At 63.6% G+C, this 14,665-nt stretch carries 11 protein-coding genes; 7 read left to right on the top strand and 4 right to left on the bottom strand.

What is annotated here, in order from left to right; translation table 11 throughout:
• Window positions 1-224 precede the first annotated feature (224 nt).
• From B8460_RS08800 to B8460_RS08785, 4 genes are all read right to left on the bottom strand, one after another.
• Window positions 225-758: a tetratricopeptide repeat protein gene (locus tag B8460_RS08800; RefSeq protein WP_048861216.1), complete on the bottom strand. Its 534-nt coding sequence runs from the start codon at window positions 756-758 to the stop codon at window positions 225-227.
• Window positions 759-1,220: 462 nt separating this feature from the next.
• A complete protein-coding gene (locus B8460_RS23845; RefSeq protein ID WP_158322776.1) occupies window positions 1,221-1,886 on the bottom strand; it encodes a helix-turn-helix transcriptional regulator in 666 nt (221 codons plus the stop codon).
• A gap of 715 nt (window positions 1,887-2,601) precedes the next feature.
• Window positions 2,602-3,978 (bottom strand): FAD-containing oxidoreductase, encoded by a 1,377-nt coding sequence (locus tag B8460_RS08790; RefSeq protein ID WP_048861214.1) that lies wholly within the window; start codon window positions 3,976-3,978, stop codon window positions 2,602-2,604.
• Window positions 3,979-4,073: 95 nt separating this feature from the next.
• Window positions 4,074-5,834 (bottom strand): MOSC and FAD-binding oxidoreductase domain-containing protein, encoded by a 1,761-nt coding sequence (locus B8460_RS08785; protein WP_048861213.1) that lies wholly within the window; start codon window positions 5,832-5,834, stop codon window positions 4,074-4,076.
• Between the two features lie 295 nt (window positions 5,835-6,129).
• Between B8460_RS08785 and B8460_RS08780 the strand changes: the two genes are divergently transcribed.
• The 7 genes from B8460_RS08780 to B8460_RS08750 all read left to right on the top strand — a co-directional run bounded on the left by B8460_RS08780 (window position 6,130) and on the right by B8460_RS08750 (window position 14,333).
• On the top strand, window positions 6,130-6,858 hold the full coding sequence (locus tag B8460_RS08780; RefSeq protein WP_199445589.1) for an SDR family NAD(P)-dependent oxidoreductase: 729 nt from the start codon (window positions 6,130-6,132) through the stop codon (window positions 6,856-6,858).
• Window positions 6,859-6,922: 64 nt separating this feature from the next.
• Window positions 6,923-8,200 (top strand): epoxide hydrolase family protein, encoded by a 1,278-nt coding sequence (locus B8460_RS08775; protein ID WP_148360472.1) that lies wholly within the window; start codon window positions 6,923-6,925, stop codon window positions 8,198-8,200.
• Window positions 8,201-8,261: 61 nt separating this feature from the next.
• Window positions 8,262-9,329, top strand: a complete 1,068-nt coding sequence (locus B8460_RS08770; protein WP_084623380.1) for an alpha/beta fold hydrolase — start codon at window positions 8,262-8,264, stop codon at window positions 9,327-9,329.
• A 72-nt stretch (window positions 9,330-9,401) separates the two neighbouring features.
• Complete coding sequence (locus B8460_RS08765) at window positions 9,402-10,250, top strand: enoyl-CoA hydratase/isomerase family protein (RefSeq protein WP_048861210.1); 849 nt, start codon at window positions 9,402-9,404, stop codon at window positions 10,248-10,250.
• A gap of 54 nt (window positions 10,251-10,304) precedes the next feature.
• Window positions 10,305-11,087, top strand: a complete 783-nt coding sequence (locus B8460_RS08760) for a type 1 glutamine amidotransferase domain-containing protein (RefSeq protein WP_084623379.1) — start codon at window positions 10,305-10,307, stop codon at window positions 11,085-11,087.
• Between the two features lie 91 nt (window positions 11,088-11,178).
• A complete protein-coding gene (locus B8460_RS08755; RefSeq protein ID WP_148360470.1) occupies window positions 11,179-12,717 on the top strand; it encodes an HlyD family secretion protein in 1,539 nt (512 codons plus the stop codon).
• Window positions 12,714-14,333, top strand: a complete 1,620-nt coding sequence (locus B8460_RS08750) for a DHA2 family efflux MFS transporter permease subunit (protein WP_199445588.1) — start codon at window positions 12,714-12,716, stop codon at window positions 14,331-14,333. The genes B8460_RS08755 and B8460_RS08750 overlap by 4 nt, the downstream gene beginning before the upstream one ends.
• The last annotated feature ends 332 nt before the right edge of the window (window positions 14,334-14,665 follow it).

The raw sequence follows: 14,665 nt of genomic DNA, 5'->3' as shown, positions 1-14,665 counted from the left end.
CGAGCCGCATGTGGGAGGCCGAGGGATGCGCGCCCCTGCGCGTCTCAGGACCGTCCGTCGACCGGCTGAATGCCTGGCTCGCCACACGGACGGACCGCGACGCCGACGCAGGCGGGACACCGCGCCTGACCGCCGTCACCTGAGGTTCAGGGTCGTCCCGGCCCGGACGCACGTGTGCCCTCGCCCGGGTCCCGCGCGGCGCCCCGCCGGCTTTGCGAGCCCGTTTACGTTCGGGGTAGGCCCGCGGCCCGGAGCCCCGCTGCGATCCGGCACGTCACCGCCGGCGAAAACACCATCGCGTCGCAGGCCGCCGCGACGGTCAGGCGCGGATAGTCCGCCATCAGCGCGGAAACACCAGCCTCAGCCTTGCGCCGGTCGCCGGCGGCGGCATAGGCCGGCATGAGGTTGCGATAAATCCATGTCGCCTTCGGATTGAGCGCGAGCCCTTGCTCCATGCGCCGTATCGCCTGTGCGTGATCGCCGCCGATGAAGTGCGTCACGCCGAGTCCGGTCAGGCTGTTGAACGCCGACGCATCGAGCGGGGCGAGCCGCATCGCCGTGCGGAAGTGACGGGCGGCCCGCGTGGGCCGGTCGAGATAGTTGGCCAGCCACCCGCTGCGCAGATGCGCGGCCGCCGACCGCGGATGCAGCCGGAGGGCCCAATCGAGCAGCGCCTCGGCACCGTTGCGGTCGGCGACGAGCGCCCGCGCGGCGGCAATCGCCGTAAACGTATCCGGGTCGTCGCCGCCGGTGCGCATGCCCACAGCGGCGCAGCGACGGGCCTCGTTCCGGTCCTGATCGGGCTTGGCGGACCAGTTATAGACGGCGCGCTGCGCGTAGCACCACGCGGCCAGCGCAACGGCATCTGATCGATCGGCGCCGCCGACGATGTACCAATCGGAACCAACTTTACCAATCGGCAAATATACGCGCTGGGGTCGTCAAGCCTGCCTCACCGGTTCGGGCGTGACTTCCCGTTATGCGCGCATCTGCTTGCGACCAGCCGTGCCCGCCCTGCCGGCCAGAACCGCTTCGGCTGATGGCGGTACTGCCCTGGACTCGATGTTGTCGGGCATCAGAATGTCAGCCTGAAGCTCCAGATCGGCAAGGAGCGCGGCGCCTTGGCGAGCGAGAATTATGGCCAAGCCATGAGATCGTTTGCGCTGCGCGGCCGAACGCGCTCGAGTGTCGCTGGGAATGGACGGTCGGCGGTGTTCATCTCAGGACCGGCGCAGCGCGGCGGCGCGTGCTTCCGGCGTCGGTGCCAGAACGACGCCAAGGCCTGGGTCGCTTGTGGATTTGCGGATCCCCTGATCGACCCAATGGTCGAGGTCGGCGATCTTGTAGACGACCCGGCCGCCGATCTTCCGGTAGGTCGGACCGGTGCCATAAATTCGGTGCATTTTCATGGTGCGCGGCGAGACGCCGAGATGACGCGCCGCCTCCTGGGTGCGCAGATAGCGCGGCGTCAGCATTGGGTCGGGCATGGCGGTGTGCTCCGTCGGGGCGCCGGTGCCGGAGGCAGCAGGGCGCGTGTCGACGGCGAGGATCGGACGCGGCGGGCAGTGGCAATATGGACGAAGTTCGGCGGCCCCGGACCGCCCAGGGGTCAGCGCCAGGGTGGCGCGAGCAGGCGGCGGTAGCCGCCGCGCGCGAGCCCGCGCCTCGCGTAGCAGGCGGCGGATTCCAGCGCGATCCGGATCGCTGGACCAGGCCGGGCCGCTCGTCGTCGTTCCGAGCAGGAGAGGGATTTCCCGCGCCGCGTGCTGCCAAGCGGCGTCCTCGCGGCTGGCGTCGAGGATCCTGAGATAGTGGACGAGGTGCAACTCATCATAGGGACTCAAGTCCTCGCACGCGGATGGTTCATCGGCGACCGGCGCGTCCATCCTTGGCCTGCGCATCCATTCGAGGACGCGTGGCGCGCGCCACCCGAACGGACCGGGACGACTTGTGGCGATTCGCGGAACCAGACGGCAAGACATCCGGAAAGGCCAGCGTAGAATGTCATGCAAACGCGCAGAACAGGCGGGATTACGACAAGCTCTGGTAGGCGGAAACGCTGGCGTCCCGAACGCGGAAGCGGCATGTCACAGACATCCGGACTGGCCGTCCTCGCAACGATCAGACGATTCAGCCAGCATTACAAATACAGGCCTGGCCGAGACCGGAGCCCGGAGCGTCCGGCCTCCAATGCGTTCATGGCGGAGCGGATCCGGCTGACCGAGACTCCTACGGGCCAGCGATCATTGCGCCCTTGCTGAACACGCTGCGCGCGTAGGCGTCGTACGCGAACCACCACCACATCAAATCCTGCGGGCGATAAATCGGCCATCCTAAGGATCTGGAACTACGCACGGCCGAGCGCCGGCTGGAAGCCCAGCCTCCGAGCGGTCCATTCGGTCGCACACCAGAAGAGGGCAACTACCATCGCGCCGACCGCAAGGAGTTAACCCGGAGAATCCTGCCCGCTTTCATGGCAACGAGCGGGAGCGCGTTGGCGGGGCGCAGGCAAGCCAAATTGGAACGTCAGAGCGCCACCGGATATTATCGGCGGTTAATCGGACTATCTGCGATCTGCGCCGCAAGAGGGTCGTATCCCGGTCATACCACCGGCCTCAGGCCACCTAAGATCGTCGGTAGCAGCTCGCTGACCGTCGGATGGATATGCATTGCACGCTGCATGACCGTGTAAGGGACCCTCGCATACATGAGATCGAGGATGGCGTGGACAGCTTCGTCGCATCCTGTACCAAGCAAAGAGGCGCCCAGGATCTCCTTGCTGTCACCATCGACGAGGATACGCATAAATCCTTGCGTCTCGCCTCTTTCGACGGCGCGGGCAACGCGCGTCATCGGCCGATCGCCGGCCAGCACTCGCCGCCCGGAAGGGCGCGCCTGGGCCAAGGTCATACCGACGCGCGCCAGCGGCGGGTCGGTATAGAGGGCGTATGCAGTGATGCGCTCGCCGAGCGAGCGCGGATCTCGGTCGAGCAACTGCGCGGCGACGATCTCGAAGTCGTTATAGGCGGTATGAGTGAAGGCGCCCCTGCCGTTGCAGTCGCCAAGCGCCCAGATGCCGGGCGCAGTGGTTTGCAGTCGGTCATCGACGACGATGTAGCCCCGCTCGTCACAGCGCACACCGGCTATATCGAGATCGAGATCGTCGGTATTCGGCCGACGCCCAACCGCAAGCAACAGATGCGACCCGACAATTTCGGGAGCACCAGCAGTGCAATCGACCTTGGCAATGATCTCATCACCGCGTTTCGCGAGGCTGACGCACTCGGCATTCAGCCTGACCTCGATACCCTCCAGCTCGAGGATGCTCTTGATCGCCGCCGACACATCCTCGTCCTCGTGGCGAACGAGCCGCGGCCCCATCTCAATGATCGTGACTTGGCTGCCGAAGCGGCGGTACATCTGGCCGAATTCAAGGCCAATGTAGCTGCCGCCGATGATGATGAGATGAGGTGGCAGGAAGTCGACGTTCATCATCGACGAATTCGTCAGGTAAGGCACTTCGTTAATTCCAGGCATTGGTGGCACCACGGCCCGGCCACCGACATTGATAAAGATCTGTCCAGCACGCAGCTGCTCGCCTGCGACTGTCACTACTTGCGGCGACGCGAAGCGAGCGTGCCCACGGTAAAGCATGATGTTGGGGGCACTTTCGAGGGCGGAGGTAAGCCCATTTCGTGACGCCGCCACAATCGCGTCCATGCGCGCCTTCACCTGCCGCATGTCGATGCCGATATCCCCCCCGACTAGAAGGCCATACTCGCCAGCACGCCGCGCGATCCGGGCGACGTAGGCGCTCGCAACCAAGGCCTTGGTCGGCGTGCAGCCGGTATTGACGCAACTGCCACCGATGAGATGTCGCTCAATGACGGCGACCTTCATCCCGGCGCCCGCAAGTCGGAACGCCAAAGACGGTCCGGCCTGGCCGGCGCCGATGATGATTGCGTCGAAGTCGGTCATCGCAACCTTCCAAATAGTCTCGGCAAAGTCGTAACAATTCACCGCAGCGGCTGAATGCAATCCTACCAGCCGGCACGAAGGGCTCATCAATCGCGTCAAAGATCGAGCGAAATATCCCCTTGCGGCTGGCTACAGCAGATCAGCAGATTGCCTTCGGCCGGCGGCTCGACCGGTTCCGGCCGATAGGTGACAGAGCCGGAGATCAGCCCCGTCTCGCAATTATGGCAAACTCCGCTGCGACATGACCAGCGCACGGGCACATCGCAGGCCTCGGCGAGCTCGAGCAAGCTGCGGAATATGGGGCCCCACCGAACAGCCAGATTGCTGCGCGTGAATGACACAAGTGGACCGTCCATGGCTTGGCTCGGCGGATGCGGGGGGCGCCGCGCGACCGCGGCGATCCCTGGCGTCATTGACTGCCCCGATCCGAAATTCTCCGTGTGCAGGCGGTCACGGGCGATGCCCCAGCCCGCAAGGCCGCTGACGAGATCGGTCATAAACACGTCCGGGCCGCAGATGTAGAAGTCGGCGTCGCGCGGGACACTCAACTCTTCGAGCAAGTGCGCGCCCACGCGCCCCTTCCTATCGAAATCAATAGTTGGACGATCGTTCGGTGCTGGCGCGCTGTAACAGATGTGACTGCGGCTTCCGGGTAAGATCCTGAGGAGTTCGCGCACCTCCGCCGCAAATGGATGCTCGCCGCCGTTGCGGGCACCGTGGATCCACCAAATCTCTCTTCGAGCTTGCTCGGCCGCCAGTACGTGCAGCATTGCGAGAAGCGGGGTGGCGCCGATCCCGGCGCTGACAAGGATTACGGGACGCTCGCCCCGCTGCAACGTGAAGCTGCCGCGAGGGGCGCTCACGTCGAGGATATCGCCTGCCAAAACCCGCGCATCGATGTAAGCCCCGGCGGCGCCATGCGACTCGCGCTTAACGCTGATACGGTAGACGTCCTGGCTCGGCTCGCCTGACAGCGAATAGCTGCGCAGGAGGGCGCTTTCGTCCTGCCGTGGCATGAGCCGCAGGACAATAAACTGTCCGGCCAGGGCAGCCGACAGCGGCCTGTCATCGGCGGGCTCCAGGACGAGCGAAATGACATTGCTGCTCTCGTACAGCTTGCGCGCCACCCGCAATGGGCGGAAACCTTGCCACGCGCCGGGCGGGCTTACCGGTGGGCCGAGACCGGGGTTACCTGTTGTTCCGCTGCCCCTTCGCTCCCGGTCGAGGAGCGCCTCCAGCGAGCTTCTCCAGCCGGCGCTCAAAGCCGGGATACGCAACGCTCGTTCCAGTCCGCTCGCCGGATGACCCGGCAGATACAGCAGCGCATTGATCTCAGCGACGGTCACCTGCTCGGGACCCGCCTTGACCTTCATGATGTCGTCGTCGGCGCCGACTTCGCCTTCCTGCATAACTCGGAGATAGAAGCCGGGCCTGCCATGTGACACCAGCAGTGCTGCCATGTCCGGTACGTTCATGCGAATGCCGACCCGATAGCAGGTGACGCGCGGCTGGGTCACCTCGAACCGGGCACCGCCGATCTGATATTGATCCCCGATGCAGACCTCGGTATCCGCCAGACCCTCGACGGTAAAATTCTCCCCGAATTGGCCGTATTCAAAATCGTTCCGATCAAGCCGGTGTTGCCAATAGCGGTAGGACTCGATCTGGTAGACGAACACTGCCCGGTGTTCGCCGCCATGCCCCGCCAGATCTCCTTGGCCGTCCCCATCGACGTTCAGTCGCCGTGCCATTCGCCGGCCTTGAACTGACGTTTTCCAAACGGCGGTGTGGACGGTTCTCCCCTGCCATTCGATGTCGCGTGGCAGGCCGACATTGACTGAGAGCAGCTTTGCCAATGATTGGATCTCCCCTCGAAAGCGGTGTCCTTACTGTCTCCAGACAACGTCATCGCCGAGCCCGCGGATCGCCTCTGTCTTGATGGTAGGGGCCATTGTGGTTTCAGCCAAGGCATTGCCGTCGCTCTTTGCCGCGACCAAGCCAAAGGTTTTCTACAGCGCCGACGCAGAACACCTCGCTTGGCGTCACAGCGACCGAGGAGCATGAGGCAGGCGAGGCCCTGAACATAGACCCGGAGACCTCGATGCCTCCCCGTAGCAATCGCCCCCTGGCTGGTTCGCGAGACTTCTCAGCGTGCAGGCGCATCCCATTATGAACGCAGGGGAAAGAGTCGCCGTGATCACGGGTGCTTCCCAAGGAATCGGCGCGGCGCTTGTATCGGCTTATCGCGGGCGAGGTTACCACGTGGTCGCGACCGCCCGGTCCAGCTGGAACGCAGACGATCCCGACGTTCTTGTAGTCGCAGGCGACATTCGCAAGCGAGACACGGCGGAGCGGGTGATGGCCCAAGCTATCGATCGGTTCGGGCGCATCGATACGCTGGTGAACAATGCCGGCGTTTTTCTCGCTAAAGCTTTCACCGACTACGCGGAAGCCGACTTTGAGACGGCAATCGGAGTCAATGTCGCCGGCTTCTTCCACATGACCCAGCTCGCCGTTGCTGAGATGGAGAAGCGGGGCGGCGGCCTTATCGTCCAGATCACCACCAGCTTGACGGATCACGCAAACTCAGAAGTTCCGTCGGCACTGGCGTCGCTGACCAAGGGCGGCCTCAACGCAGCGACGAAGTCACTTGCAGTCGAATATGCGAAGCGCGGCATCCGCGTGAATGCGGTCTCACCCGGCATTGTCAAAACTCCGATGCATCCCGCTGAAACTCACCCGGCGTTGGCCGCCATGCACCCCATCGGACGACTGGGTGAGATCTCGGACGTAGTCGGCGCGGTCCTATATCTCGAGTCTGCACCGTTCGTCACGGGTGAGATCCTTCACGTCGACGGCGGCCAAAGCGCAGGTCACTGAGCGGCAGACCAAAACTCTGACGCCCATCGAATTCGGCGAAATGCCCGAACGAGAGGATAGCGCAATGACATCACCCACAACCCGCCGTGACCTGCTGGCAGCCTCCGCCGCCGCGGGAGCCCTCTCGTTCGTTCCCGCGGGGCTGCGGGCCTCCCCGGCGGACGATACGATTCGACCATTCAAGATTGATGTCTCAGAAGAGGCGCTTGCTGACCTGCGACGGCGCGTGCGGGCAACCAAGTGGCCCGGGCGGGAAACAGTGTCCGATGCATCGCAAGGCGTGAATCTCGCCACGATGCAGAAGCTCGCGCAGTACTGGCAGGGTGAGTACGACTGGCGGAGGACGGAAGCAAAACTGAACAGTTATCCGCAGTTCGTCACCGACATCGACGGGCTGGATGTCCACTTCATTCACGTTCGCTCAGGCCATCCCAATGCGCTGCCGGTCATCATCACGCATGGTTGGCCCGGATCGGTCATCGAGCAGCTGAAGGTCGTCGATCCGCTCACCAGCCCGACGGGATTTGGTGGCAGCGTGACGGACGCATTCGATGTCGTGATTCCATCGCTGCCGGGCTACGGATTTTCCGGAAAGCCGGCCACGACCGGCTGGGATCCGCAGCGTGTAGCGCGCGCCTGGGCGATATTGATGAGCCGTCTGGGCTACACGCGCTATGTCGCACAGGGCGGCGATTGGGGGAACGCTGTCACGGAGCAGATGGCCTTGCAGCAGCCCCCTGGACTTGTCGCGGTGCATACGAACATGCCGGCGGCCGTTCCGGAGGACATCGCCAAGACACAGCCCGACGGCCCGCGGCCATCCGGGCTCTCGGCTGACGAGAAGTCTGCCTGGGACCAGCTCGACTTCTTCTACAAGCACGGCCTCGGCTATGCACAGGAAATGGCGAACCGTCCGCAGACGCTGTATGCGCTTGCGGACTCCCCGATTGGACTCGCGGCATGGATGCTCGACCATGACGATCGCAGCCGCGCGCTCATCACGCGGGTATTCGATGGCGAGAGCGAGGGACTGACGCGTGAGGATGTCGTCGAAAACGTAGCGCTCTACTGGCTCACGAACACCGCGGTTTCATCGGCGCGCTTGTATTGGGAAAGCAAGCTGGCCTTCTTCGCGCCCAAAGGTGTCCCGCTTCCCATGGCCGTCAGCGCCTATCCGGACGAGATTTACACGGCGCCAAGAAGCTGGACCGAGAGGGCCTATCCCAAGCTCATCTACTACAACCGGCTTTCGAAAGGCGGGCACTTTGCGGCGTGGGAGCAGCCTGAGCTGTTCTCGGCGGAGCTCCGGGCCGCGTTTCGTCCCCTACGCACGCCAACTTGAGAGGCCAGGGGTGGGACGTTCTCGTCAGGACGTTTGGAGGCCATTGCGATCGGAGCCGGTCATGGACGGTATTAAACCACGTAATGCAATCTACCCTCTCCGCCGCCGCCTGATCGAGGCGGGTGCCCTGACCCTCGCAGCGGCCCAACTTGGATTTCCGCGGACGGCGGCCGCACAGTCGAACGGCATGAAGCCGGCGCAGGTGCGTACCGGCGTCTCGGGGGCGACGAGCTCATTCGGTCCGATGAAACGGATTGAGGCCGGGGATTTGGCGATCGGGTACGTCGACGCCGGCCCCATTCAGGGACCTGTCGCCTTTCTTCTTCACGGCTGGCCGTATGACATTCACAGCTACGCGCAGGTCGTGCCACTGCTGACCTCTTCCGGCTACCGCGTCATCGTCCCTTACCTGCGCGGCTACGGCACGACGACTTTCCTGTCCGCGGGCACGCCGCGCAATGGCCAGCAATCGGTGTTCGCCGTCGATGTCATCGCGCTGATGGATGCTTTGGCCATCCCGCAGGCCACGGTCGCCGGCTTCGATTGGGGTGCGCGCACCGCGAACATCGTCGCCGCGCTCTGGCCCGGGCGCTGCAAGGCGATGGTCTCCGCCAGCGGCTACCTCATCGGTAACCCGGCCGGGGCCAGCGTTCCCCTGCCGCCAGAGGCGGAGCTGCAATGGTGGTATCAGTTCTACTTTGCAACTGAACGCGGCCGTGCCGGCTATGACAGGTATCGGCGCGAATTCGCGAAGCTGATCTGGCAGATCGCCTCCCCGAAATGGAGCTTCGACGACGCCACGTTCGAGCGGTCGGCGGCCTCCTTCGACAATCCGGACCACGTCGCCATCGTCATCCACAACTACCGTTGGCGGCTCGGTCTCGCTCAAGGCGAAGCGACGTATGACGAACTCGAAAAGCGGCTCCTGGGGGCGCCCTCGATCGCCGTGCCCACCATTACTCTTGAGGGCGATGCGAATGGGGCTCCCCATCCACCAGCTGAGGCTTACGCAACGAAGTTCTCCGGCAAATACGCACATCGCATTATCAAAGGCGGAATCGGTCACAACCTGCCCCAGGAAGCGCCCAAGGCGTTCGCACAAGCCATAGTCGACGTGACCGCGGCCTGATCCCGACGCGACCGCCGTCTGCCACGCAAGGACGAACTCTCATCCAACACCGGTAAGGTCAGGGAGTGCTTCATGGATTACCCCGAAACGACGTTGGCGACCCGGCGTTTGCGGCTCGAACGTCCTCTGCCGTCCTACATGCGCCTCACGTTTGACTTTCCGCCGCTCAACATCTGCGGTCCCGAGACGATCCGACAATTGGGTGAGGTCATCGAGAAGCTTGAGGCTGATGAGAACGCAAAAGTCATCGTGTTCGACAGCGCCGTCGACGGCTTTTTCCTAACGCACTACGACCTGCTCGCCCCGCCAGAGGCGTCATCGGGTCTTCCTCGCGGCGCAAGTGGCTTGCCGGCGCTTCCCGACCTGCTGATGCGTCTCAGCCGCCTTCCGGTCGTCTCCATCGCTTCGACCCGCGGGCGCGCGACCGGCGTCGGCAGCGAGCTTGCGCTCGCGAGCGACATGCGTTTTGCCAGCCGAGAGAAGGCGATTCTGTCGCAATGGGAGGTGGGAGCTGGGCTGGTTCCCGGGGGCGGCCCGATTGCCCGGCTGCCTCGCTTGATCGGCCGCGGGCGCGCGCTCGAAGTGCTGCTTGGCGCCGATGATGTTCGTGGCGAACTGGCCGAGCTCTACGGCTATGTCAATCGATCACTGCCGGACGCGGAACTCGACGGATTTGTTGACGCGCTCGCCCGGCGCATTGCCTCGTTCGACAAGGATGCGATTGCGGAGACAAAACGGCTGGCGGACGTCGCAAGCCTTCCGACGGATGCGGATGTTGCACCTGAGTGGGACGCCTTCATCGCTTCGCGAGGACGCCCAGGCAGCCAGAACCGGATCAAGGTGCTCATGGAGCGCGGCCTTCATAAGCCGGGCGACGTCGAGAACCGCCTCGGTCACTACGTGGGACAGCTCAACATGTAACGTCGCAGTCGCGGCGCCGACGATATGAAACCCCTACAACGAAAGGCAACGGTCATGAAGATCCTGATGGTTCTCACTTCGCACGACGAGCTCGGCAACACCGGCAAGAAGACGGGCTTCTGGCTCGAGGAGCTTGCGGCACCGTATTTCGTGTTCAAGGACGCCGGCGCCGAGATCGTACTCGCCTCGCCGAAGGGCGGGGAGCCACCGCTCGATCCAAAGAGCAACGAGCCGAGCTTCAGGACCGACCTCACCCGTCGATTCGAGGCCGACCCGGCCGCGAAGGCCCAGCTCGCCTCGACGGTTCGCCTCGATACTGTAAGACAGGGCGACTACGATTCCGTGTTCTACCCCGGCGGCCATGGGCCGATGTGGGACCTCGTCGACGACAAAACCTCCACTGTGCTGCTGGAATCGTTCGTCGCCGCCGGAAAGGCTTTCGCTGTGGTCTGCCACTCTTCCGGCGCGCTCCACCGTGTGAAGACGCCGGACGGCACGCTTTTCATCAAGGGTAAGACCGTCACCGGCTTTACCAATGGCGAGGAGGAAGAGGTCGGGTTGACGAAGGTGGTGCCCTTTCTCGTCGAGGATGAGCTGCTAAACTGCGGCGCTACATTTTCCAAGGTAAAGAACTGGGACGTTCACACGGTTGCGGACGGGCAACTGATCACGGGACAGAATCCGGCCTCGTCGGGGCCGGCCGCCAGCCTTCTGCTGGAAATGCTGGCCGGAAAGGGGAACTGGCCGCATGCTCATGGCCGCGCTCCGCAAGCAAGTCTGGCGAACCATGCGGCCGTCAACACGGGCGTGCAGCAGCTTGGTGCCGGAGAATTCTGACAGAACGTTGAGATCGGAGTGTCCTCCGCGATCGACGAAGTCCTCCGTTCTTCGACGCCATCCGTCTCCCTCTTGCCACGGACTGGTCGATATGACTGAGCAGAGCGACAAGCTGGGTTCGATCGACGCGCCTCCGACAGCGAGCGGAGTTGCTTCGTTCGCTCGTGACAAGAAGTTCGCACCGGCACCGCCGGAGAGCCGTCCTGTAGCAAAAGACATCCGGACGGCTCCGCGACAGCGAAGGCTCCTGATCGGTGTGGTCGGTGTTGTGGTCCTGGGAGCCGGTCTCGTGGTCGGAGTCCCATGGATTGAGGAGATGCTCGCGACCGTCTCAACGGACGACGCCTTTGTGAATGGGCATGTGACGTTTGTTGCGCCGCGCGTACCAGGGCAAGTCTTGCACGTTCTGGTGGATGACAACAACCGTGTGCGTAAGGGAGATCTCCTCGTCGAGTTGGATAAGGAGCCATACCGGGTCGCGGTCTCCGAGAAGCAAGCAGCGGTCGACACCGCGCAAGCAGATCTGCAGGCAGCCATCGCAGCAGTGCGCGCGACTGAGGCGCAGGCGAGGAGCCGGCGTTGGGACCTGCAGCGCGCCGTGCAGGATGTCGACAGCCAGGTCGCCCTCCTGCACGCGCGGGTGGCCGCCGTCTACAAGAGTAGGGCGGAATTGGCTCTGGCGCAGGTCGAATTCGATCGGGCGAGGCAACTCGTTCCCAGAGGGGATACGCCGCGCGAGGTGTACGACCAGCGACAGGCGGAGCTGACGACGGCTGGCGCGCAACTCGCCGAGGCCCTAGCCGAGGTCGCCCAGATCCGCGTGTCGCTGGGGCTGCCAGCTCGACCTGATGGCAGCGCCGATCTTGGCCATGTGCCGTCCGATCTCGACGAGACCTTTTCGTCGGTCCTTGAGGCGCAGGCGGCGCTAATTCAGAGTGCTGCTCAGCTTGGCGTCGTGCACTCGTTCGACCAGGGTCCGAAAGCGATGCTCGACCAGTTCGACAAACTCGGCGATATCGACAGCACGTTTATGCGGTATGCGGCCAACGCTCCTGCCATCAAGCAGGCTGAGGCGAAACTCGAAGCCGCCAAACGCGATCTCGCGCAGGCTGAACTGAATCTTCGCTACTGCGATATCAGAGCGGAGATCGACGGTGTCGTTACGCGACGCAACATAAATCCGGGCAATTATGTCCAGGTCGGCCAAAGCCTGATGGCGGTTCGCTCGCTCAGTGAAATCTGGGTGGATGCCAACTTCAAGGAAACGCAGTTGCGCTACCTGCGCATCGGGCAGCCTGTCGATCTACGAGTTGACATGTACGGCGACACGCACAGTTTTAAGGGCAGGGTTTCCGGCTTTACCGAGGGAACCGGATCGACGCTGGCATTGCTGCCGCCCGAGAACGCCACGGGCAATTTCGTCAAGGTGGTCCAGCGGTTGCCGATCCGCATTGATCTCGTCGATTACAACGCCGATCAGACACCTCTGTTTATCGGCACCTCGGTCGTTCCCCACATCTATATTGATAAGCCGCCAACCGGGCCCGGTGCTGGGAAGTTTATCCAAGCCTATGTGCCGCAGTCTCCGAACGCTGGTCCGGCCTCCAGCGCGGCGGGCACTAGGCAATGACCGGCGTCGTGGCTTCGTCGGCAACCCTGAACGCCCGCTCCCCTGCGGCGACAAACCCCTGGGTTGTCGCCGCCGTGGTCGTTGTTCCGACTTTTATGGAGGTGCTTGACACCACGATCGCGGTCGTGGCGCTGCGCTATATCGCCGGCGGCCTGTCGGCGACCGTCGATGACGGTGAGTGGGTCATCACCAGCTACCTGGCCGCCAACGCAATCATCCTTCCCATCACCGGTTGGTTGATCGCGCATCTCGGGCGTCGCAACTACTTCCTGCTTTCGATTACCGTGTTCACGCTCGCCTCGGGATTGTGCGGCATGGCCACGGGGCTCGGGCAGCTGATCCTGTTTCGTGTGGTCCAGGGGCTTGCTGGTGGTGGCCTGCAGCCCTCGAGCCAGGGAGTGCTGCTGGATGCCTTTCCGGTCGAGCGGCAAGGCATGGCCATGACGTTGTTCGGCTTGGCCGCGCTGATCGCGCCGGTAGTCGGCCCGACGCTCGGCGGTTGGATTACCGACGACTACTCCTGGCGCTGGGTGTTCTGGATCAACGTCCCCATCGGCCTCCTCGCCCTGGGTGCATGTGCGATCACGCTCCGGGACCCCGATTATCTCAGGGCACAGCGCTTGGAGTTGCGGCGGCAGCCGTTCAGCTTCGACGGCGTGGGCCTCACACTGCTGGTAGCGGTCGTGGTCTGCTGGGAGGTGACGCTCAGCAAGGGCCAGGAATGGGACTGGCTGGGCGATCCGTTCTGGCGTGTGCAGACGCTGGCGATATTGTTTGCAGTGGGCCTGGGCGCGCTGATCTCCTGGGAATTGCGCCACCCCAGCCCGATCGTCAATTTCAGGCCGATGCGTGACCGGAATTTCACGGCATGCAGCATCATCATCTTCTGCGCCTACGCGGTGTTATATGCGTCCAGCACCTCTCTGCCTGCCTTGCTCCAGTCGCTGTTCGGCTACGATGCACTGAGTGCCGGCCTGGTCATGTCGCCGGCCGGCTTCTTTGCTGTCGTCGCCATGCCGCTCGTCGGGCGCGCGCTCGGTCGGGGAACCGATGCGCGGTGGATCATTGGCGCAGGCCTGTTGACCATGGCCGCGGGGAGTTACTGGATGTCGCAGATGAACCTGGACATCAGCCCAGGGCAGGCCGTCTGGCCGCGGGTGGTGCTGATCGTCGGGCTAGCGATGTGCTTCGCCCCCGCGAACGTGGCGGCTTACCTCTATACACCGATGGCGCTGCGCGGAGCCGCCGTTGGCTTATTGAGTCTTCTGCGCAATGAGGGCGGGAGCGTGGGCACCTCGCTGGCGCAAACCGTGCAGGAGCGCCGCGACCAGTTTCACAGCTTGCGCCTTGGCGAATCGCTGGATCCCTTCAAGCAGGCTACCCGTTCCTTCCTCGAGCAGGCGTCTGGGCGGTTTCTGCAGCAATCCGGCGATCCGGTCGCTGCGCAGCAACTGGGCTTGCAGACGCTCGCTAACCTGCGCCAGCAGCAGGCATCGTCGCTCGCCTACTTCGATGTGTTCTGGGTTCTGGCCGTTGTCATGGTCGCACTTGGGTTCATAGTGTTTGTAATGAAGCGATCTGTCGCGGAAAAGGGCACTCGGATCGGAGGCGAGTAGGCGTTACTTCTACTGTCGCCGCGGTGGCGCTCGCGGCGGTCAAAACGGCGTCGCGGAGATCGCCGGCCCGGAAGGAGTGCCGTTGGACAAAGTCGTCGCTCGCTGTCTGATGTGAACCATTGGCCCTGTCTGCGCCGCGAGGGCACAAATCAAGATCCGCGATCCGCGTCGGTAAAGGAGCAGACCTCATGAACGGCATTGCTACGACGGAATGAACCGCTCCGGGTTTGCCGGAGGCCGTTTGGTCTGAGTCACGCCGCCATAGCCGGCTTGTCGAGTGCGGCATAGTAGGCGGCCTTCGGCTTCCGCCGGAGGGATGTCTCCAATGGGCT

The organism is Acidisphaera rubrifaciens HS-AP3, from assembly GCF_000964365.1.
GTDB classification, from domain to species: domain Bacteria; phylum Pseudomonadota; class Alphaproteobacteria; order Acetobacterales; family Acetobacteraceae; genus Acidisphaera; species Acidisphaera rubrifaciens.
This window is presented reverse-complemented; position numbering and strand designations above follow the sequence as displayed.

Coding starts and splice junctions, on each gene's coding strand:
- B8460_RS08800 (WP_048861216.1), bottom strand. CDS start 758: ATGCGCACCGGCGGCGACGACCCGGATACGTTTACGGCGATTGCCGCC.
- B8460_RS23845 (WP_158322776.1), bottom strand. CDS start 1,886: ATGGACGCGCCGGTCGCCGATGAACCATCCGCGTGCGAGGACTTGAGT.
- B8460_RS08790 (WP_048861214.1), bottom strand. CDS start 3,978: ATGACCGACTTCGACGCAATCATCATCGGCGCCGGCCAGGCCGGACCG.
- B8460_RS08775 (WP_148360472.1), top strand. CDS start 6,923: ATGACATCACCCACAACCCGCCGTGACCTGCTGGCAGCCTCCGCCGCC.
- B8460_RS08770 (WP_084623380.1), top strand. CDS start 8,262: ATGGACGGTATTAAACCACGTAATGCAATCTACCCTCTCCGCCGCCGC.
- B8460_RS08765 (WP_048861210.1), top strand. CDS start 9,402: ATGGATTACCCCGAAACGACGTTGGCGACCCGGCGTTTGCGGCTCGAA.
- B8460_RS08760 (WP_084623379.1), top strand. CDS start 10,305: ATGAAGATCCTGATGGTTCTCACTTCGCACGACGAGCTCGGCAACACC.
- B8460_RS08755 (WP_148360470.1), top strand. CDS start 11,179: ATGACTGAGCAGAGCGACAAGCTGGGTTCGATCGACGCGCCTCCGACA.
- B8460_RS08750 (WP_199445588.1), top strand. CDS start 12,714: ATGACCGGCGTCGTGGCTTCGTCGGCAACCCTGAACGCCCGCTCCCCT.